Origin of the sequence: Bacillus sp. CH_48 (assembly GCF_038008465.1) — a bacterium.
In the GTDB taxonomy this organism is placed as follows: domain Bacteria; phylum Bacillota; class Bacilli; order Bacillales; family Bacillaceae_G; genus Bacillus_A; species Bacillus_A thuringiensis_S.
Window position 1 is genome coordinate 1,004,111 of the sequence record NZ_JBBOZF010000001.1, and the last position, 21,307, is coordinate 1,025,417.

The following is a 21,307-nucleotide window of genomic DNA, read 5'->3' on the forward strand; positions in this document are numbered from 1 at the left end:
TCTCTCAAAACTAGATAACATTGCTACATATTATATGGTTAAGTCCTCGATCTATTAGTATTCGTCAGCTCCACATGTCACCATGCTTCCACCTCGAACCTATCAACCTGATCATCTTTCAGGGATCTTACTAGCTTACGCTATGGGAAATCTCATCTTGAGGGGGGCTTCATGCTTAGATGCTTTCAGCACTTATCCCTTCCGCACATAGCTACCCAGCTATGCCCTTGGCAGAACAACTGGTACACCAGCGGTGCGTCCATCCCGGTCCTCTCGTACTAAGGACAGCTCCTCTCAAATTTCCTACGCCCACGACGGATAGGGACCGAACTGTCTCACGACGTTCTGAACCCAGCTCGCGTACCGCTTTAATGGGCGAACAGCCCAACCCTTGGGACCGACTACAGCCCCAGGATGCGATGAGCCGACATCGAGGTGCCAAACCTCCCCGTCGATGTGGACTCTTGGGGGAGATAAGCCTGTTATCCCCGGGGTAGCTTTTATCCGTTGAGCGATGGCCCTTCCATGCGGAACCACCGGATCACTAAGCCCGACTTTCGTCCCTGCTCGACTTGTAGGTCTCGCAGTCAAGCTCCCTTATGCCTTTGCACTCTACGAATGATTTCCAACCATTCTGAGGGAACCTTTGGGCGCCTCCGTTACACTTTAGGAGGCGACCGCCCCAGTCAAACTGCCCACCTGACACTGTCTCCCGGGTCGATAAGACCCGTAGGTTAGAATTTCAATACAGTCAGGGCGGTATCCCACCAGCGCCTCCACCGAAGCTAGCGCTCCGGTTTCAATGGCTCCCGCCTATCCTGTACAAACTGTACCAAAATTCAATATCAGGCTACAGTAAAGCTCCACGGGGTCTTTCCGTCCTGTCGCGGGTAACCTGCATCTTCACAGGTACTATAATTTCACCGAGTCTCTGGTTGAGACAGTGCCCAAATCGTTACACCTTTCGTGCGGGTCGGAACTTACCCGACAAGGAATTTCGCTACCTTAGGACCGTTATAGTTACGGCCGCCGTTTACTGGGGCTTCAGTTCAGAGCTTCGCTTACGCTAACCCCTCTCCTTAACCTTCCAGCACCGGGCAGGTGTCACCCCCTATACTTCGCCTTACGGCTTCGCAGAGAGCTGTGTTTTTGCTAAACAGTCGCTTGGGCCTATTCACTGCGGCTTTCCGTTAAGAAAGCACCCCTTCTCCCGAAGTTACGGGGTCATTTTGCCGAGTTCCTTAACCAGAGTTCTCTCGCACACCTTAGGATTCTCTCCTCGCCTACCTGTGTCGGTTTGCGGTACAGGCACCTTTTATCTCGCTAGAAGCTTTTCTTGGCAGCGGGGAATCAAAGACTTCGCTCCATAAGGAGCTTCCCCATCACAGCTCAGCCTTCACGATAAGCGGATTTGCCTACTTATCAGCCTAACTGCTTGGACGTGCACAACCAATCGCACGCTTCTTCTATCCTTCTGCGTCCCTCCATTGCTCAAACGATAAAGAGGTGGTACAGGAATATCAACCTGTTGTCCATCGCCTACGCCTGTCGGCCTCGGCTTAGGTCCTGACTAACCCTGAGCGGACGAGCCTTCCTCAGGAAACCTTAGGCATTCGGTGGACGGGATTCTCACCCGTCTTTCGCTACTCATACCGGCATTCTCACTTCTAAGCGCTCCACCAGTCCTTCCGGTCTGACTTCACTGCACTTAGAACGCTCCCCTACCACTGATACCATTGGTATCAATTCGCAGCTTCGGTGGTGTATTTAGCCCCGGTACATTTTCGGCGCAGAGTCACTCGACTAGTGAGCTATTACGCACTCTTTAAATGGTGGCTGCTTCTAAGCCAACATCCTAGTTGTCTAAGCAACTCCACATCCTTTTCCACTTAATACACACTTTGGGACCTTAGCTGGCGATCTGGGCTGTTTCCCTCTTGACTACGGATCTTATCACTCGCAGTCTGACTCCTAAGGATAAGTCATTGGCATTCGGAGTTTGACTGAATTCGGTAATCCGATGAGGACCCCTAGTTCAATCAGTGCTCTACCTCCAAGACTCTTACACTTAAGGCTAGCCCTAAAGCTATTTCGGGGAGAACCAGCTATCTCCAGGTTCGATTGGAATTTCTCCGCTACCCACACCTCATCCCCGCACTTTTCAACGTGCGTGGGTTCGGGCCTCCATTCAGTGTTACCTGAACTTCACCCTGGACATGGGTAGATCACCTGGTTTCGGGTCTACGACCACGTACTAAACGCCCTATTCAGACTCGCTTTCGCTGCGGCTCCGCCTCTTCAGCTTAACCTCGCACGGGATCGTAACTCGCCGGTTCATTCTACAAAAGGCACGCCATCACCCATTAACGGGCTCTGACTATTTGTAGGCACACGGTTTCAGGATCTCTTTCACTCCCCTTCCGGGGTGCTTTTCACCTTTCCCTCACGGTACTGGTTCACTATCGATCACTAGGGAGTATTTAGCCTTGGGAGATGGTCCTCCCAGATTCCGACGGAATTTCACGTGTTCCGCCGTACTCAGGATACATTCAAGAGAGAACGAAGTTTCGACTACGGGGTTGTTACCCTCTACGACGGACCTTTCCAGGTCGCTTCGTCTACCTCGTTCCTTTGTAACTCCGTATAGAATGTCCTACAACCCCAAGAGGCAAGCCTCTTGGTTTGGGCTATGTTCCGTTTCGCTCGCCGCTACTCAGGAAATCGCATTTGCTTTCTCTTCCTCCAGGTACTTAGATGTTTCAGTTCCCTGGGTCTGTCTTCCATACCCTATGTATTCAGGTAAGGATACCATACCATTACGTATAGTGGGTTTCCCCATTCGGAAATCTTCGGATCAAAGCTTACTTACAGCTCCCCGAAGCATATCGGCGTTAGTCCCGTCCTTCATCGACTCCTAGTGTCAAGGCATCCACCGTGCGCCCTTTCTAACTTAACCAAACTAAAAATTAAAAAATATGAGCTACACTGTTATCTAGTTTTCAAAGAACATACATTTATATATGAGAGATAGTTCTCTCAAAACTGAACAAAACGAAACACGGAAACTTATATTGATGAACAGCGTTCATCAATTCTCCATAGAAAGGAGGTGATCCAGCCGCACCTTCCGATACGGCTACCTTGTTACGACTTCACCCCAATCATCTGTCCCACCTTAGGCGGCTGGCTCCAAAAAGGTTACCCCACCGACTTCGGGTGTTACAAACTCTCGTGGTGTGACGGGCGGTGTGTACAAGGCCCGGGAACGTATTCACCGCGGCATGCTGATCCGCGATTACTAGCGATTCCAGCTTCATGTAGGCGAGTTGCAGCCTACAATCCGAACTGAGAACGGTTTTATGAGATTAGCTCCACCTCGCGGTCTTGCAGCTCTTTGTACCGTCCATTGTAGCACGTGTGTAGCCCAGGTCATAAGGGGCATGATGATTTGACGTCATCCCCACCTTCCTCCGGTTTGTCACCGGCAGTCACCTTAGAGTGCCCAACTTAATGATGGCAACTAAGATCAAGGGTTGCGCTCGTTGCGGGACTTAACCCAACATCTCACGACACGAGCTGACGACAACCATGCACCACCTGTCACTCTGCTCCCGAAGGAGAAGCCCTATCTCTAGGGTTTTCAGAGGATGTCAAGACCTGGTAAGGTTCTTCGCGTTGCTTCGAATTAAACCACATGCTCCACCGCTTGTGCGGGCCCCCGTCAATTCCTTTGAGTTTCAGCCTTGCGGCCGTACTCCCCAGGCGGAGTGCTTAATGCGTTAACTTCAGCACTAAAGGGCGGAAACCCTCTAACACTTAGCACTCATCGTTTACGGCGTGGACTACCAGGGTATCTAATCCTGTTTGCTCCCCACGCTTTCGCGCCTCAGTGTCAGTTACAGACCAGAAAGTCGCCTTCGCCACTGGTGTTCCTCCATATCTCTACGCATTTCACCGCTACACATGGAATTCCACTTTCCTCTTCTGCACTCAAGTCTCCCAGTTTCCAATGACCCTCCACGGTTGAGCCGTGGGCTTTCACATCAGACTTAAGAAACCACCTGCGCGCGCTTTACGCCCAATAATTCCGGATAACGCTTGCCACCTACGTATTACCGCGGCTGCTGGCACGTAGTTAGCCGTGGCTTTCTGGTTAGGTACCGTCAAGGTGCCAGCTTATTCAACTAGCACTTGTTCTTCCCTAACAACAGAGTTTTACGACCCGAAAGCCTTCATCACTCACGCGGCGTTGCTCCGTCAGACTTTCGTCCATTGCGGAAGATTCCCTACTGCTGCCTCCCGTAGGAGTCTGGGCCGTGTCTCAGTCCCAGTGTGGCCGATCACCCTCTCAGGTCGGCTACGCATCGTTGCCTTGGTGAGCCGTTACCTCACCAACTAGCTAATGCGACGCGGGTCCATCCATAAGTGACAGCCGAAGCCGCCTTTCAATTTCGAACCATGCAGTTCAAAATGTTATCCGGTATTAGCCCCGGTTTCCCGGAGTTATCCCAGTCTTATGGGCAGGTTACCCACGTGTTACTCACCCGTCCGCCGCTAACTTCTTGAGAGCAAGCTCTCAATCCATTCGCTCGACTTGCATGTATTAGGCACGCCGCCAGCGTTCATCCTGAGCCAGGATCAAACTCTCCAATAAAGTTAGTTTGTCTAGCATCTAAAAATAAAAATTGACGTTTCACGTTGTTTGTTTCGTTCAGTTTTCAAAGAACTACTTGGTCGCTCATTTGCGACTTCCTTATGTTAACATCTTCATTTTTCAATGTCAACTAAGTTTTTCAATTTCTTTTTTGTCGTTTTCTGCGTTTCCGCATCAGCGACGGTTATTAATATATCATGCAGTATATACAGGGTCAATACTTTTTACAAAAAAATTTCACATCCCGTTAAAAACTTAAAAATCGCTGTAAAAATCATTATAGCACCCATTCATTCTTCATGGCTCCCCTCCTATCCATTTCATATCTTATCCCTTTATCAATTTACACGAGAGTGAAAATTCTAAATTTTATGTTATATTATTATTATAGGAGTGTGGTGAGAATGAGCATTAAGTATTCAAATAAAATCAATAAAATCCGGACCTTTGCATTAAGTTTAGTATTTATCGGCCTCTTCATTGCATACTTAGGTGTCTTTTTCCGCGAAAACATTATTGTTATGACAACGTTTATGATGGTTGGCTTTTTAGCTGTTATCGCTAGCACTGTCGTTTACTTTTGGATTGGTATGTTATCTACTAAGACTATCCAAATTATTTGTCCAAGCTGTGATAAGCCAACAAAAATGCTCGGCCGTGTCGATGCATGTATGCACTGCAATCAACCTTTAACACTAGATCGAGATCTAGAAGGAAAAGAATTTGATGAAAAGTATAATAAGAAGAGTTATAAATCATAAGTATCAAGGGAAATACGAGTTTGCAACACTACAAACGTTTCAACTCATTAAAAAGTTGATTTCTTAAGAAATCAACTTTTTAATTGTTTTATTAAATTTATTACACCTATTTTTTCGAAATAACAGTAAACATCCCTGTCATGTTAGGCGAATAATCTTTAAAATCATATTTTTCGTAGAATGACGTTTTACCTTGCGACGCAAACAAACCAATGAATGCTTTATCTGGAGCATTCTGATTTAAGTATTCTACTAAAGTATTCATTATTTTCTTTCCAATACCATTCTTTTGATACTCTGGATGAACCACTATATCTTGAATATAGAAATAGATAGCCCCATCACCAACAATTCTCCCCATGCCGATGATTTGATTATTATCCTTGACTGTTATACAGTAAATCGAATTTTGAAGTGATATTTCCGCCACCTCAAAGTTCATATAATTAGTCCATCCCACAGAATCACATAAATATTTATATTCTTCCAATGTTGGAATGTCACTTTTAATCTCATATTTCTTCAAAATGTCCCCTCCAAGAATTCATTTCCACCAATACAAAGTAAATTCGACAAACTTTTATCTAACCCTTCTTACTAACTTAGCACTGTAAATCCCGATTAACCTCACGCTAATCCTTATATAATAAAGAAAGAGGCTGACGTATAGCCGTCAGCCTCTTTCTTTATTATATATTACGCCTTATGACACTCTGGACAAACGCCATAAATTTCTAAGCGATGACTATTAATAACGAAGCCTGTCGTTTTTGCAGCTTCCTCTTCAAGTTGTTCCAAACCTCCATAAGGAAAATCAACAATCTTACCACATTTTTCACAAATCACATGATAATGTTGACTTGTAACATAATCAAATCTACTTGAAGCGTCTCCATAAGTTAATTCCTTTACAAGTCCAACCTCTTTAAATACACGTAAGTTATTATAGACAGTTGCAACACTCATATTTGGAAACTTACCTTCTAATGCTTTATAAATGTCATCCGCTGTTGGGTGCGTCATTGATTCCACAAGGTACTCTAAAATAGCATGACGCTGTGGAGTAATGCGTACACCCGTATTTTTCAGCATTTCTAGCGCTTCTTTTAATTCTTCTTTGACCACCGTCATGCACCCCGATTCTATACGGATTATTATTTTATAATTCTTATAAAGAGTGTACTCCTTTTCTTATAAATCGTCAATATTTCTACTATAAGTATGTGGTTTATTTTTATATTCAGAGCTTGTTTTTATGTATCTTTCCCTTTTTCTTCATATATTACATAGAAAAAAGTGCGACATAATCGCACTTGGAATACTATCATCTGAGGAGGTATGCCCTACACTTCCACTTTATGTAAGGCAGTAAAATATGTATAGACACTTGCCTTGTTTCTGCATATTTTATCTCCACTATAGATTTATTTTATATAAGAAAGAACATCCTCAACATGTCCTTTCACTTTCACTTTACGCCACTCTTTTACAAGTTCACCGTCTTTATTAATAAGGAATGTAGAACGCTCGATTCCCATATACTCTTTCCCAAAGTTCTTTTTCAGCTTCCAAACATCATATAACTCTGCTACTTTATGATCTTCATCTACTAAAAGTGTAAATGGCAATTCATGTTTCTCAATGAATTTCAAATGTCTATTCGCTGAATCAGGACTTACTCCAAGAATAACCGTATCCTTCTCTTGAAATACTCCATACGCATCACGAAAATCACATGCTTCAGTTGTACATCCTGGCGTCATATCTTTCGGGTAAAAATAGAGAACTACATTTTTACCGCGGAAATCAGCTAGGCTAACTTCTTCTCCGTTACTTCCCTCTAATGTGAATTCTGGTGCCATTTCTCCTACTGTAATCATAGTTATCACTCCTACTCTTTTCCTTTACTATAACAAATGCTTCCTTATTTTTCATTGTCTATTACAGACCTCATCACAAAAGCAAAAGGGAGTGTATATCCAATTAGCGCTTCTGCAATTGCAATCCATCGCCCAATTCCAATCGGAGATATGTCACCATATCCAACAGACAATAAAGTAACTGCGCTAAAATATAAACAAACTTCAACGAGTTGAAAAGAATGAGCGTTCAAACTTTCTCCGTCCTCTTTCAAAACTGCGAAACCCATTTCCTCTAATACAACGTAACTTAATCCAAACGCGATCAGTACTGTTGTATAGATTAAAAATAATGTGGCCAAATTATACAGCGAAAAAAAACGCGTTGAATCTGAATAGGAACTCCATAATAATTGGACACTTTTCAAAATAGCGATTGCTGCAAGTAATAGAATAAATCCCCATAACATGTCCTCCACCTCATTTTATATGTATGAGACGACCATTGGATTTATCCCTTAGAAACAAACAAGCTTCTATAATTAATTCCCAGCACCACGGTACCTTTTTACCCCTTGATTCCAAAGAGTGATTGCAATCGTAAAACAGATAACACCCACAAATGGTGTTGCAAATGCATAACTATTCCACTCTGTTTTTCTTAAGAAATATGCTGCTGGATACACTCCAACAAACGCAAATGGTAGAACAAAGGTTAAAATGAAGCGAATCACACGGTTATAAATATTAACAGGATAACGGCCATAGTTACCTATGTTATACATTAGCGGCATAATTGAACTTTTCGCATCCGACCAAAAACCAAGGCTTGCAAGCGTAACAAATATCCCTCCATATACAAGTGCGCCCCCTCCTACCATTAGTAAGAATAAGAAGAAATCGTACCAGTAAAAAGATAATTGCAACTCCACTGCTGCGTAGCCCATTACAACCATCCCTGTAATCGCTCCAATTAAAGATTCAAGTTCCATTCTTTCTAATATAATTTGAAATAAACTATGAATCGGTCTCGTTAATATACGATCCATTTCTCCTTTAATAATGTAACGATCATTAAAGTCCCATATGTTAAAGAAAGCAGAGAAAATGGCAAACGGTACTAAAAAGAAACCATAAATAAAGATGACTTCTTCTCTACTCCAACCTTTTAATGCTTGTGTATGTCCAAACACAACGAGAATAAAGATTAAATTAACAGCCTGTAGTGATAAATCAGAAAGTAATCCAACGATAAAATCGCCCCGATACTCCAATTTTGTTTTTATATATTGGCTTGCATACTGCAAAAATAGTTTTATATATATCATCTCATCATCCCCCTTGTACAATTAGACGTTTTCTCGCCGTTCTCCACATGAGTACAATTGGAATAATAAGTACAATTGCCCAAATTACTTGGAATAATAATGCCTCATACAATTTACTTCCTTGTATACCTTCTGAAAAAATCATACTCGGAATATAACTAATGGCCTGAAACGGTAAAAACATCATTGCCTTCTGGGCCCATAACGGATAAAAACTAATTGGTAATAATAAACCTGAAAATAAATCAATAACAACACGTTTTGCATACATAATTCCACTATTATTAAATAAGAAGAATGTAAGCATTCCCGTCATTAAATTAATTTGTGTATTAATAATAAAACTAAATATTAAAGACAAGAAGAAATATAACCACGTTTGAAAATTCGTTGTAATTTGCAATGAAAATAATAAGGTAACAATAACCATACCCGGAATTGAAAAGAAGGCAAAGCGAAATATTCCTTCACCAAGACCTTGCATCACTTTCATCCCTAAATAGTTATATGGACGAATAAGTTCTACCGCTACACGTCCTTCTTGAATCTCCATCGCAATTTCCCTGTCTATATTATTAAAATAAAAGGCACGTGCCATCCACGCAATTGCGATATACGTAGTCATTTGCGAAATAGATAAACTTTCAATATTCTCTTTTCCGCTATAAATTGCTTGCCATAAAAAATAATACGCGCCGATATTAATTGTATAAATTAAAATCCCGCTATAATAGTTTGTACGATACGCAAGCATCATTAAAAAGCGAATTCGAATCATTTCAATATACTTACCCATGTTTAATACCTTCTTCATAGATGTTACGAATAATTTCCTCTGTAGACACTTCGTTAATTTTTAAATCTTTAATTTGAAAGGCTTGTACTACTTTAGAAATAAGCATTGAAATGATAACTTCTTCATTCGGTATTTTTGCAATCCACGAGTTTTCCTCTTTCGCTTTCGACCAAACGACATGGCTATCTGGCATAACCATTGATAAAGCTTGATAGGAAACTGGTGCAATAAATTGAAAATGTATTTCCTTCTCTGCTCCCCACTGCGTACGAAGATTATTTAAAGAACCGTCATACATAATATTTCCTTCATCAAGCATGATGACACGCTCACATAAAGCTTCAATATCAGTAATATCATGGGTTGTTAATAAAATTGTGGTTTTATAACGTTCATTCATTTCTTTTAAAAATTCACGTATTTTCAATTTAACAAGTACATCTAAACCAATTGTTGGTTCATCTAAAAATAATAACGGCGGATTATGAATTAATGCTGCCGCTAATTCACAACGCATTCTTTGACCAAGAGATAACTTTCTCACTGGCTTATCTAATAAAGGCCCAATATCTAATGTTTCAATCACGTGCTCCATATGCTCTTTATACTGGGCGTCTGATACACCGTACACCTTTTTTAATAAACGAAACGATTCTTGTACAGCAATATCCCACCAAAGTTGCGAACGTTGACCAAAAACAACACCAATTGTTCTTACGAATTCTTCTCTCTGCTTATGCGGATTCATCCCATTTACTAAAATCTCACCTGATGTCGGAGTCAAAATCCCAGTAAGCATTTTAATTGTCGTTGATTTACCGGCACCATTCTCACCGATATATCCAACCATTTCACCTTGTTTCACAGTAAAAGATACGTCATTTACTGCTGGTACTATTTTATAATTACGATTTAATAAATCGCGAAATGCACCCTTTAAACCTGGACGACTTGAATAGGCTGTAAATTCTTTACGTAACCCTTGTACCTCAATTACCGATTTCATAACCGGACCCCCTTCCTAAATGTCACAACGAATAGTTTACCCAACTGCCTTCTCTATCACAAACAATACGTCTTTTCGAAAAACATGTTAGAATAATACATAGATTTTTGTAAGGAGATGAATGGTAGTGAAATTCACAAAATCAGAAGCATTACATAAAGAAGCTTTAAAACATATCGTTGGCGGCGTTAATAGTCCTTCTCGTTCTTTTAAAGCAGTTGGCGGCGGCGCTCCTGTTGCTATGGAACGTGGAAAAGGTGCTTATTTCTGGGATGTAGACGGAAATAAATATATCGATTATTTAGCAGCATACGGTCCTATTATTACTGGACATGCTCACCCGCACATTACAAAAGCAATTACAACGGCTGCTGAAAATGGTGTACTTTACGGAACACCAACAGCTCTAGAAGTAAAATTTGCAAAAATGTTAAAAGAAGCAATGCCTGCATTAGATAAAGTCCGTTTCGTAAACTCTGGTACTGAAGCAGTAATGACAACAATTCGTGTCGCTCGTGCTTACACAGGCCGCACAAAAATTATGAAATTCGCTGGTTGTTACCACGGTCATTCTGATTTAGTACTTGTAGCAGCTGGATCTGGTCCTTCTACACTAGGAACTCCTGACTCAGCTGGCGTACCACAGAGTATCGCTCAAGAAGTTATTACTGTTCCATTTAATAATGTAGAAACTTTAAAAGAAGCATTAGATAAATGGGGACATGAAGTAGCAGCTATTCTTGTAGAACCAATTGTTGGAAACTTCGGTATTGTAGAGCCAAAACCTGGATTCCTTGAGAAAGTGAATGAACTTGTTCACGAAGCTGGCGCACTAGTAATTTATGATGAAGTTATTACTGCTTTCCGCTTCATGTACGGTGGTGCCCAAGACTTACTTGGCGTAACACCAGACTTAACAGCTCTTGGTAAAGTTATTGGCGGTGGGCTTCCAATCGGTGCTTACGGTGGTAAGAAAGAAATTATGGAACAAGTTGCTCCTCTTGGACCTGCATATCAAGCTGGTACAATGGCAGGAAATCCTGCTTCTATGGCATCTGGTATTGCTTGTTTAGAAGTTCTTCAACAAGAAGGGCTTTATGAAAAATTAGATGAACTTGGTGCAATGCTTGAAAAAGGAATTTTAGAGCAAGCTGCCAAACATAACATCGATATTACATTAAACCGACTAAAAGGTGCTTTAACTGTATACTTCACAACAAATACAATTGAAGATTACGATGCAGCACAAGATACAGACGGTGAAATGTTCGGTAAATTCTTCAAGCTTATGCTTCAAGAAGGAGTGAACTTAGCACCTTCTAAATATGAGGCATGGTTCTTAACGACAGAACATACAAAAGAAGATATTGAATATACAATTGAAGCTGTAGGCAGAGCATTTGCTGCTTTAGCAGACAATAAATAATCGCATCATTAAAAGGAAAAAAGAAAGCACATCTTTCTTTTTTCCTTTTTTCTATTTCATAAATCCCTTATTAATAGTATAATTATTCATAATTATCTGTTTAATTTTCTTTTATATCCTTACTATCTTTGTATACAAGGCTGCTCACGCCTCGAATAGTAAGATTATTCAAACTTCAATAAGAGGGGGGATTGACGGATGCTCAATAAAACAAATACATGGACACCGTCTTTATTTCGAGATTATAAAAATGCAGAACATGATGCGTGTGGAATCGTTTCCGTTATGGAGAAACGAAAAATTCCTACAAAAGAAAACATTGACCTTTGCATACAATCACTCGTCAAAATGAATCATAGAGCTGGTTTCATTAATGGTGAAGGCGATGGAATCGGCATTCACATTGATGTACCAAAAGCACTTTGGAGTGAAAAACTAAAAAGTAGCGGATATAATCCAACGATCGTGGATCATCCCCACTTTATCGTTGGACATTTTTTTCTAAACAAAAGCGCAAATATAATTAATTTAAAAAATCATATTCGTACACAACTAAACAACGAAAACTTTGCAATTATATTTGAAAGTGATGATGTAATAAACTCCGATGCACTCGGTCCACTTGGCAAACAAGAAGAACCTTTATTTTGGCAAGTTGCCCTTATCGCAGAAAATGGAGTTAAAAATATTGAGCAAACATTATTTTCAGTAACGATAAAAATAGAGGAAAACGAAGCGATTCATGTTGCTTCCTTAAGTCGTGATCATGTTGTATATAAAGTTCTAGGTGCTGGTGATACACTCGTTGCTTATTATAATGATTTACAACATCCGCTGATCGCTTCAACTATGACATTAGGACATAATCGCTATTCTACTAATACATTATCTAATTTTTTTCGTGTACAACCATTTAGCATTCTCGGACATAACGGTGAAATTAACACGATTGCAAAATTACGCGATCAAGCTGACATGATTCATGTTCCACTTACTGCTGGGGGCAGTGACTCCCAAGATTTAAACCGCACCTTAGAAACTCTACTTGTTCAATACGACTACAGCTTATTTGAAGCAATGGATATACTATTCCCACCAATTATTAATGAAATTAAACTTTATGAACCGCATTTACAAGATTTATATACGTATATACGTGAAGCATGGGGCCATTTTGCACAAGGTCCAGCTGGTATTATCTCACGTTATAAAGATGAAGCCGTTTTCAGCGTCGATTCCCTTGGACTACGACCAGTTTGGAAAGTAGAGACAGAGAGTTCTTATATTTTCTCTTCTGAACCTGGAGTTGTATCTCCAACTGAATATGTGGCTGAACCGAAACCACTCGCTCCTGGGGAAAAGGTCGGCCTAAAGTGGAATGAACAAGATGAGCTTATTCTTTATGAATATGACAAATACCAAGCTCACGTATACGACCGTTTTAAAAAGCGAGTTGATACCAAAGATTATCATTTAAACTTATCTACTCCTGAAATGAAAGAAATCCAAGGATTATGTGATCCTATGCAAGTTGAAACGAAGCAATACGTTGCTTTCGGATGGGATCGTGAACATATTCAGCTTCTTGAACAAATGGCAACAAAAGGTGTTGAGCCAATTCGCTCACTTGGGCATGACTCACCACTTGCTGCACTCGATACTGATAGACGAAATATCGCTGACTTCATTAAGGAAAGTGTAGCCGTTGTTACAAATCCAGCAATCGATCGTGATCGAGAGGTCGAACACTTCTCCACACGAACGATACTTGGAGAACGTCCAAGTTTATTGGCTGGTGCTAAACAACCATTTGTAGTTGAGATGCTTTCCCCAATTATTTTAGAAGGAAGTGTAGCGCAATCTATTGCAGAGGAATTACACACCATTACGTACGAACAACTTATACAGCTATTCAATACTCATAGCTCTATCGCTACAATCTCAGCTACATTCAGTCCAGCAGAAACTTTACAATGCGCCTTAAATCGAATTAGTTCTGAAGCGATAACAGCCGTGAACGATGGAGCTTCCCTACTATTAATAGACGATGCCAACGCTCATCTAAATGAACAGTTATGGATTGATCCGCATTTAGTTACCGCTAAAGTACATCAAGTATTAAGCGAAAATAAATTACGCCGAAACTGCTCTCTCGTTATACGTTCTGGTGCCCTTCGTTCCTTACACGATATCGTCACATTGTATGGATTAGGAGCGGATAGTATTAATCCATATTTATTATTTGCAACCGTAAATGATGGGACAAAAACACCAATTACGAATTTATATCATGCACTTAATAAAGGACTAGAAAAAGTCATTTCAACAATTGGAATTCATGAATTACGTGGTTACGGTCGCCTCTATTCTTCTATCGGATTACATGAGGAAATCGCAAATATATTACAAATTACGAATTTCTTCGGCTCAAATAATTTAGCTTTTTCGCTTGAGTCACTTGCTGAAGATGCACAAATGCGAGCAGATGATTATAACGATCCTAAAGTTAGAATGCGAAAATCTTTTCATATATTCCCGCGAATTTGGAAAGCAATTGGTGATGTTGCAAAAGGAAACTCTTATGATGATTACCGTGAAAAATTAAGTGAGTTAGAAGAAAATAATCCAATCGCGATTAGACATCTTGTTCAAATGAAAGAAACAAAACAGATCGTTCCGGCTGAAGAAGTGTCCATCCGCATTCAAAATCATGATTTACCATTTATTATTAGTTCCATGTCATTCGGTTCTCAAAATGAAGTCGCCTTTCGTGCATATGCAGAAGCAGCTAACCAGCTAAATATGATTAGTTTGAACGGTGAAGGCGGAGAAATTAAAGATATGATTGGAAAGTATCCACATACACGTGGACAACAAGTTGCATCTGGGCGATTTGGTGTAAACGCCGAACTACTAAATTCATCAAACTTAATTGAAATAAAAATTGGGCAAGGAGCCAAGCCTGGTGAAGGCGGACATTTGCCTGGTTCAAAAGTAACAGCCAAAATCGCTGAAGCGCGTAATGCTACAATTGGCTCTGATTTAATTTCACCTTCTAACAACCATGATATTTATTCCATTGAAGATTTAGCTCAAATGATTACAGAAATTAAAACGGCCAATCAACTTGCGAAAGTAGCTGTAAAAGTTCCTGTCGTCCCTAACATTGGAACAATTGCTGTCGGTATCGCAAAAGCTGGTGCTGATTTTATTAACATTAGCGGATTTGATGGTGGTACAGGTGCCGCACGTATTCACGCATTGCAACATGTAGGGCTTCCTGTAGAAATCGGCGTTAAAGCCGCTCACAATGCTTTATTAGAAGCGAATATGAGACATAAAGTAGAAATTTGGGCTGATGGTGGTATTCGAAGTGTGAATGATGCCTTAAAAATCATGCTTCTTGGGGCAAACCGTATTGGATTTGGTACATTATCGATGATTGCAATTGGCTGTACAACTTGCCGCGGATGTCATCTAGATACTTGTCATGTCGGAATTGCAACACAAATTGAATCTGAAGCACAGGCGAAAGAACACGGATTACGCCGCTTCGTCCCACGTGAATTAGAAAGCGCCGTCGCTGGATTATTACATTTATTCACTACTTTTGGCGTAGAACTAAAACGATTAACAGGAAATCTTGGTTATACACATTTACAAGAAATTGTTGGGCGTTCCGATTTATTAGAACAAGTTCGAGGCGAAAATTTATTAGACTTATGTAATTTACTACAAACGATAGAACATCCATCTGTCACAAAAACAGAAGACGTACTAGAAAAACAATTTGAAACAGTTCATTCCCCTCATTCGAAAGAATTAGTAGGAGTTGGCGTAGAGCAACGCGTTATGGGCGGTCTAGAATCTTGCTATCGCGTTCGTAGCAAATTATATGAAGACACGAAGCTTGAACCACTTACATTAAAGTATACGAATGGCTCTATTCCTGGAAATGGATTAGGCGCTTACAATAGTGAGAACTTATTTATACACGTAAATGGCGGTGCACAAGATGGCATTGGTAAAACCTCCTTTGGTGGTGGTATTTATATAACGAAAGCAAAAGGAAAAGACGGCATATATTATAACGGTTCTGTCGGAAAAGGTTTTGGATACGGTGCACAAAAAGGAGCGCTATACGTTCAAGGTAACGCCGATGCTCGCGCTGGCATTCGCCTCTCTGGAGCAGACATGATAATTGGAGGGCGCATGACAAAGCCACTCCGTGAAAAAGAGCAAGGAAATATAGGAGCATACTCTAATATTAAAGGTTTCGCTTTTGAATATATGACAAATGGGCGAGCGCTTGTTTTAGGGGATCCTGGTCCATGGATTTGCGCTGGTATGACTGGCGGTGTTGTTTATTTACGTCATGATTCAAGCTTAGGTTTAACAGAACAGGCCTTAAAAAGAAGAATCGCAAAAGGGGCAAATGTTACATTACAACCAATTAGTAAAAATGGTGTGCAAGATGTGACTGAATTATTGTTAGATTATATTCGTGTATTAAATGAACATGAGCAATACGAAGAAGTTGCTTTATTAACACCGTTACTCGATGATATACAGCACCAGTTTTTTGAAATTATCCCGAAAAAAGAGCAAGCTGACCCATCTATCTCAACTGAGTGATATGCCTTACTTTCATTTTCAAGAATAAATTGACGAAGTACACTTCTCATAGTAATCTATAGTAACAATTTGAAACCTGCTGAAATTCAGCAGGTTTTTTTACTAAAAATTGATGTTTAAAAAGAATTAGGAAAAATTATAAAATGAATCTCAATTTCTTATTAACGTCACTAAAATATCACTTGCTAACATATTGTAACGAATGTATAGTATCATGTTGTACATTCATTATGACAAGAGAAAGGATCTTATTAAGGGTATGAAACTTGGTGCTCGCATTTTAAAAACGGGTATTGCCATCACATTAGCTTTATTTGCTTGTATTTTACTTCAATTACCGAGTCCGGTATTTGCAGGAATCTCAGCTATATTCGCTGTTCAACCGTCTGTATACCGTTCGTATTTAACTGCACTTGAACAAATTCAAGCAAACGTCATTGGTGCGGTATTCGCTATCGCATTTGCTACTGCTTTTGGACATAATCCTTTTATTATTGGATTAACATGTATATTAGTAATTGCACTTACACTGCAATTACGATTAGAAAACACAATATCAATTGCTTTAGTAACAGTTATCGCCATTATGGAGTATCAAGGCGAAGATTTCTTTAGTTTTGCCTTACTTCGTTTTGCAACAATTATGATTGGAATTATCGCGGCTTCACTTGTAAATTTAGTGTTTATGCCGCCAAAATACGAAACAAAGCTATATCATCGTATCGTTGATAATACAGAAGAAATTGTAAAATGGATTCGAATGAATAGCAGGCAAGCTTCTGATTTTACAACGCTAAAAACTGATATTGATCGTATGAAAGAAAAAATGATCAAACTAAACCACTACTATTTGCTGTATAAAGAAGAAAGAAGCTACACGAAAAAAGTACAGTTCGCAAAAATTCGTAAGCTCGTTTTATTCAGACAAATGTTAGCAACGACAAGCCGTGCCTTAAGTACGTTAAAATCATTACATCGTACGGAAAATGAACTGCGCTATATGCCAGAAGAATTTCAAGAATCTATCCAGAATGAACTTGATTCATTAACGCATTATCATGAACAAGTTTTATTAAAATTTATTGGTAAAGCAAAAAAACAACAATCCGTTGAAATGCTTGATGAAGTTGAAACAGGTAAACAAGAATTAATTGATATCTTTATGGATTATCAAAACAAAGACGATGAGGAAGCGTATAAAACATGGCTACACCTCTTCCCTCTTATTTCCGCTATTATTAACTATAGCGAGGAAGTAGAGCATTTAGATTTACTTGTGGATAGCTTCTACACATACCATAAACCAGAAGCAGAACTTAAAATCGACGATAAAAAAGAAGACGAATAAAAAACAGCTCCTTTTACGCTAAAGGAGCTGTTTCTGTTATATGTTGAAGTTGATATAAGTTGTAATAAAATCCTCTTTTTTTCATTAATTCTTCATGAGAACCTGTTTCTTTAATTTCACCATCTTCAATGTAAATAATCGTATCCACATGCGTAATTGTTGCTAATCGATGTGCGATTATAATCGTCGTACGATCAGCAGCTAACGTCTGAAGTGCTTCTTGAATATATCGTTCATTTTCTAAATCTAAAGCAGAAGTCGCTTCATCTAGTATAAGTAACGAGGGATTCTTTAGAAACACTCGTGCAATCGCTACACGTTGTCTTTGTCCACCGGATAACTTCACACCGCGTTCCCCAACGACAGTATCATAACCATCAGGTAACTCAATAATAAAATCATGAATTTGCGCAGCTTTGGCAGCTGCAATCACTTCTTCCTCTGTAGCTTTCGGATTTCCGTATAAAATATTTGCCCCGATTGTATCACTAAATAACAAATTATCTTGCAGTACAATTCCAATATGACTACGTAAATTTCTCATATCATACTTTCTGACATCTATCCCATCTACATAAACTGCACCGGAAGAAACATCATAGAAACGTGGGATTAGACTAGCAAGAGATGACTTCCCTCCCCCACTTGCTCCTACAAGTGCTACCTTCTCTCCAGGCGACATATTTAATGAAAGGTTATGTAATATCTCTTTTTCATCCGCATTGTAGCGAAAAGATACATTATCAAATATCACCTCACCATTTAATTTCTTCGTTTGTACCGCACTTGGCACATTCACAATATCGTATTTTTCATCTAACAGTTCAAACACTCGATCCATCGATGCGAAAGACTGTGTTAATGTTGTAGAAGAATTAACAAGGCGACGAAGTGGACTATACAAACTATCCATATACCCGACAAAGGCAACCATAGTCCCTAACGTTAACTGCCCCTGAACCACCTCATATGCTGCAAAACCGATTACAAGTAATGGTCCTAAATCTGTTAACGTATTTACCGCCGAAAATGTTCTCGCGGTCCAACTCGTATGCGTTAACGCTTTCGTCAAAAATTCATTATTTCTTTTTTCAAACTGCTTCCCCTCATACTCTTCTAATGCAAAGCTACGTGTCACTTGCATCCCTTGAATCCGCTCATGTAAATACCCTTGCATCGTTGCTAACGCTTGTGAACGCTCTTTCGTCAATTTTCGAAGACGCCCGAAAAAGTATTTCACTGCTACTACATAAATAGGTAAAATTAATAGTGCGACAAATGTCAATTTTACATTCATAGAAAACATAACAATAATAGCAATAGCAATTGTTGCTGTATCTAACCAGACGTTCATCAAACCTGTAATTACAAAATCTTTCGTTTGTTCTACATCATGGATGACCCGTGAAATAATCTCCCCTGTTTTCGTATTCGAATAATAACGTAAGCTTAACTTTTGTAAGTGACCGAAAATATGCTTCCGCAAATCATACAGTATTGTATTTGCGATACGTTGCGCGAAATATTGACGATAATATTCAATCGGTGGTCTTAATACCGCAAAAATAAAAAAAGCAATTCCAATCGCTGTTATTAATTGAGATGTTTTATCTTGAAGTGAACCCGCCCCTTGAATTACATCATCGATAATATACTTTAATAACCACGGCATAATAAGTGGAATACCGAACTTAACTAGTCCAATAATAATTGTAATAGCAATAAGCCATCGATATGGTTTAACAAATTGTAAATATCTTTTTATGCCCTGCACATAATCCCCCCCTCTAATAGGACAAACCTGCCGGGAAATTCCCTGCAGGTTTGTTTTAATTTCTGTACATTAAATATCGTTCATACCACATATCTACGAAATCTGGTGCGAATGGACCTTTTCTTTGATGAATCCACTGTGTTAAATGTGCTACATTTCGTTTTAAAATTGTATCTATAACAGGTGGATACTGCATAATTTGACTATGTTTTTCATACTCATCTTCATCTAGAAGCGTATATGTCATATCTGGATACACTTTAATATCTAAATCATAATCAATATACTTTAATGCTTCAGAATCATACGCAAAAGGTGAGCTTAAATTGCAATAATAATATACGCCATCCTCCCTAAGCATCCCAATCACATTAAACCAATAGTTAGCATGAAAATAACAAATTGCTGGTTCGCGCGTAATCCATGTTCGACCATCTGATTCTGTAACTACTGTACGATCATTCGCTCCGATCACAAGACTCTGTGTCCCTTTTAAAATTGTTGTTTCTTCCCACATTCTATGAATGGAGCCATTATGTTTATAACTATGTATTTGTACTTTTTCTCCTTCTTTGGGAAATCCCATATATGCTCCCTTCTTTCAACTGCAAATGCCCTTTGAACGGCATTCACTTTTTTTCTATTATAACTTTTTTGTCAAAATTTTAAAACTAAAGGGATAAGACTCTATTTTCCACACTGAATATGCAGGAGGTTTATCGTTGAATACAATAATCCCCAATCTTCTCAGGAAACAAGGATTGTATTGTATTATTTATAAAGTGAAACTTTAATCAGCCCTCACCAATCGGGCTTTTACGGGCAGCCCGCCCCCCACCTAACTTCTTTGCTTTCGCTGAATTTTGAGGTGGGGGTCTTATTGCCCGGCAAATAGCGGGATAAACGAGGACATGTAATAAAAAAAGCCCTTCTCTATTTGAAGGACTTTTCACCTGAGACAATGATATATCTTATCCTAAATTTGAAATCATTTTTTCAGTTGCAAAAGATTGGATTACACTATTTGTTTGTTCTTCAAATTTCTCATGTAACATCTTCAACGCTACTTCTGTTCTATATATTTCCTGACGGATAAAATGCAGTTCCTTTTTATCGCACATATCTTTTTCATTCATTTCAATTTGTTGATACTTCTCTAGATGTGCTTGTAACTTTAACAACTCATCCATCGTTTCTAATTGCTCCCCTACCAACTTATCAAAATCGTTCATTACTTACCCCCTTTGGACTTATTCATCAGTTATTATTCCTAATTACATATTTCTAATTGTTAACTTCCTTTTCCTTTGACTACATTTGTTGACTTATTAGAAGTTATGTCGTTCATTTTCTTTTCATTACAAAGATCCACACACAAAGAAAACACTTCTCTCGAATTGGAGAAGTGTTTTTCTTTCATTACTCGTTTGAACTAGAAGATTGTGATTGTTTTGCAGCTGACTTAGCATTTTGTTTTTTCACAGCATGCACGTCTGTTTCAGTTGCAAATTCTGTACCATAGCTAGCGTTTGCACTTTGTGCACCAGAAGCTTGTGCTTTCTTTGCTTCTGATTGTGCGTTTGCTTGTTTTACTGCTTGTACATTTGTTTCAGTCGCAAACTCTGTACCATAACTAGCATTTGTACTTTGAATGCTAGCACCAGAAGTTGCCTTGTTATAACCTTGTTGTTTTTTACTCATCTTTCTCACCTCCACAACC

At 39.4% G+C, this 21,307-nt stretch carries 15 protein-coding genes and 2 rRNA genes; 4 read left to right on the forward strand and 13 right to left on the reverse strand.

Annotation, left to right across the window (positions count from 1 at the left end; genetic code table 11):
• Positions 1-34 precede the first annotated feature (34 nt).
• Together N2V92_RS04860 and N2V92_RS04865 are read right to left on the reverse strand one after the other, a co-directional pair.
• Positions 35-2,956: ribosomal RNA gene (locus N2V92_RS04860) — 23S ribosomal RNA — on the reverse strand.
• 146 nt (positions 2,957-3,102) lie between these two features.
• Positions 3,103-4,654 (reverse strand): 16S ribosomal RNA (locus N2V92_RS04865).
• Together the 16S and 23S rRNA genes form the textbook arrangement of a ribosomal RNA operon.
• Positions 4,655-5,058: 404 nt before the next feature.
• On the opposite strand from N2V92_RS04865, the gene N2V92_RS04870 reads away from it, so the two are divergent.
• Positions 5,059-5,415, forward strand: a complete 357-nt coding sequence (locus tag N2V92_RS04870; protein WP_000025067.1) for a YgzB family protein — start codon at positions 5,059-5,061, stop codon at positions 5,413-5,415.
• Positions 5,416-5,521: 106 nt separating this feature from the next.
• Here the strand turns inward: N2V92_RS04870 and N2V92_RS04875 are convergent, their stop codons facing one another.
• The 7 genes from N2V92_RS04875 to N2V92_RS04905 form a co-directional block, all read right to left on the reverse strand.
• Positions 5,522-5,941: a GNAT family N-acetyltransferase gene (locus N2V92_RS04875; RefSeq protein ID WP_000759743.1), complete on the reverse strand. Its 420-nt coding sequence runs from the start codon at positions 5,939-5,941 to the stop codon at positions 5,522-5,524.
• A 170-nt stretch (positions 5,942-6,111) separates the two neighbouring features.
• Entirely contained in the window at positions 6,112-6,540 is a 429-nt protein-coding gene (gene perR / locus N2V92_RS04880) for a peroxide-responsive transcriptional repressor PerR (protein ID WP_000237831.1), read from the reverse strand.
• Between the two features lie 299 nt (positions 6,541-6,839).
• Positions 6,840-7,295, reverse strand: coding sequence for a thioredoxin-dependent thiol peroxidase (gene bcp / locus N2V92_RS04885; protein ID WP_000633712.1), 456 nt, complete (start codon positions 7,293-7,295; stop codon positions 6,840-6,842).
• A 44-nt stretch (positions 7,296-7,339) separates the two neighbouring features.
• Positions 7,340-7,744, reverse strand: a complete 405-nt coding sequence (locus N2V92_RS04890) for a potassium channel family protein (protein ID WP_000964360.1) — start codon at positions 7,742-7,744, stop codon at positions 7,340-7,342.
• A 72-nt stretch (positions 7,745-7,816) separates the two neighbouring features.
• A complete protein-coding gene (locus tag N2V92_RS04895) occupies positions 7,817-8,602 on the reverse strand; it encodes an ABC transporter permease (RefSeq protein ID WP_016078606.1) in 786 nt (261 codons plus the stop codon).
• A 4-nt stretch (positions 8,603-8,606) separates the two neighbouring features.
• On the reverse strand, positions 8,607-9,398 hold the full coding sequence (locus tag N2V92_RS04900) for an ABC transporter permease (RefSeq protein WP_000521517.1): 792 nt from the start codon (positions 9,396-9,398) through the stop codon (positions 8,607-8,609).
• A complete protein-coding gene (locus N2V92_RS04905; RefSeq protein ID WP_016078605.1) occupies positions 9,391-10,404 on the reverse strand; it encodes an ABC transporter ATP-binding protein in 1,014 nt (337 codons plus the stop codon). The genes N2V92_RS04900 and N2V92_RS04905 overlap by 8 nt, the downstream gene beginning before the upstream one ends.
• A gap of 121 nt (positions 10,405-10,525) precedes the next feature.
• On the opposite strand from N2V92_RS04905, the gene hemL reads away from it, so the two are divergent.
• The 3 genes from hemL to N2V92_RS04920 all read left to right on the forward strand — a co-directional run bounded on the left by hemL (position 10,526) and on the right by N2V92_RS04920 (position 17,813).
• On the forward strand, positions 10,526-11,830 hold the full coding sequence (gene hemL, locus N2V92_RS04910) for a glutamate-1-semialdehyde-2,1-aminomutase (protein WP_080117697.1): 1,305 nt from the start codon (positions 10,526-10,528) through the stop codon (positions 11,828-11,830).
• Positions 11,831-12,028: 198 nt separating this feature from the next.
• Entirely contained in the window at positions 12,029-16,465 is a 4,437-nt protein-coding gene (locus N2V92_RS04915) for a glutamate synthase-related protein (protein WP_016078603.1), read from the forward strand.
• Between the two features lie 259 nt (positions 16,466-16,724).
• On the forward strand, positions 16,725-17,813 hold the full coding sequence (locus N2V92_RS04920) for an aromatic acid exporter family protein (RefSeq protein WP_016078602.1): 1,089 nt from the start codon (positions 16,725-16,727) through the stop codon (positions 17,811-17,813).
• A gap of 13 nt (positions 17,814-17,826) precedes the next feature.
• Here the strand turns inward: N2V92_RS04920 and N2V92_RS04925 are convergent, their stop codons facing one another.
• From N2V92_RS04925 to N2V92_RS04940, 4 genes are all read right to left on the reverse strand, one after another.
• Positions 17,827-19,587 (reverse strand): ABC transporter ATP-binding protein, encoded by a 1,761-nt coding sequence (locus N2V92_RS04925; protein WP_016078601.1) that lies wholly within the window; start codon positions 19,585-19,587, stop codon positions 17,827-17,829.
• A gap of 55 nt (positions 19,588-19,642) precedes the next feature.
• On the reverse strand, positions 19,643-20,173 hold the full coding sequence (ntdP, locus tag N2V92_RS04930) for a nucleoside tri-diphosphate phosphatase (RefSeq protein ID WP_000506625.1): 531 nt from the start codon (positions 20,171-20,173) through the stop codon (positions 19,643-19,645).
• A 385-nt stretch (positions 20,174-20,558) separates the two neighbouring features.
• On the reverse strand, positions 20,559-20,819 hold the full coding sequence (locus N2V92_RS04935) for a YgaB family protein (protein ID WP_000997574.1): 261 nt from the start codon (positions 20,817-20,819) through the stop codon (positions 20,559-20,561).
• 187 nt (positions 20,820-21,006) lie between these two features.
• Positions 21,007-21,288, reverse strand: a complete 282-nt coding sequence (locus N2V92_RS04940; RefSeq protein ID WP_000039034.1) for a gamma-type small acid-soluble spore protein — start codon at positions 21,286-21,288, stop codon at positions 21,007-21,009.
• Between the last annotated feature and the right edge of the window lie 19 nt (positions 21,289-21,307).

Excerpts from the sequence above, each read along its gene's own strand:
- N2V92_RS04870 (WP_000025067.1), top strand. The coding sequence starts at position 5,059 with ATGAGCATTAAGTATTCAAATAAAATCAATAAAATCCGGACCTTTGCA.
- bcp (WP_000633712.1), bottom strand. The coding sequence starts at position 7,295 with ATGATTACAGTAGGAGAAATGGCACCAGAATTCACATTAGAGGGAAGT.
- N2V92_RS04890 (WP_000964360.1), bottom strand. The coding sequence starts at position 7,744 with ATGTTATGGGGATTTATTCTATTACTTGCAGCAATCGCTATTTTGAAA.
- N2V92_RS04895 (WP_016078606.1), bottom strand. The coding sequence starts at position 8,602 with ATGATATATATAAAACTATTTTTGCAGTATGCAAGCCAATATATAAAA.
- N2V92_RS04900 (WP_000521517.1), bottom strand. The coding sequence starts at position 9,398 with ATGGGTAAGTATATTGAAATGATTCGAATTCGCTTTTTAATGATGCTT.
- N2V92_RS04905 (WP_016078605.1), bottom strand. The coding sequence starts at position 10,404 with ATGAAATCGGTAATTGAGGTACAAGGGTTACGTAAAGAATTTACAGCC.
- hemL (WP_080117697.1), top strand. The coding sequence starts at position 10,526 with ATGGTAGTGAAATTCACAAAATCAGAAGCATTACATAAAGAAGCTTTA.
- N2V92_RS04915 (WP_016078603.1), top strand. The coding sequence starts at position 12,029 with ATGCTCAATAAAACAAATACATGGACACCGTCTTTATTTCGAGATTAT.
- N2V92_RS04920 (WP_016078602.1), top strand. The coding sequence starts at position 16,725 with ATGAAACTTGGTGCTCGCATTTTAAAAACGGGTATTGCCATCACATTA.
- ntdP (WP_000506625.1), bottom strand. The coding sequence starts at position 20,173 with ATGGGATTTCCCAAAGAAGGAGAAAAAGTACAAATACATAGTTATAAA.
- N2V92_RS04935 (WP_000997574.1), bottom strand. The coding sequence starts at position 20,819 with ATGAACGATTTTGATAAGTTGGTAGGGGAGCAATTAGAAACGATGGAT.
- N2V92_RS04940 (WP_000039034.1), bottom strand. The coding sequence starts at position 21,288 with ATGAGTAAAAAACAACAAGGTTATAACAAGGCAACTTCTGGTGCTAGC.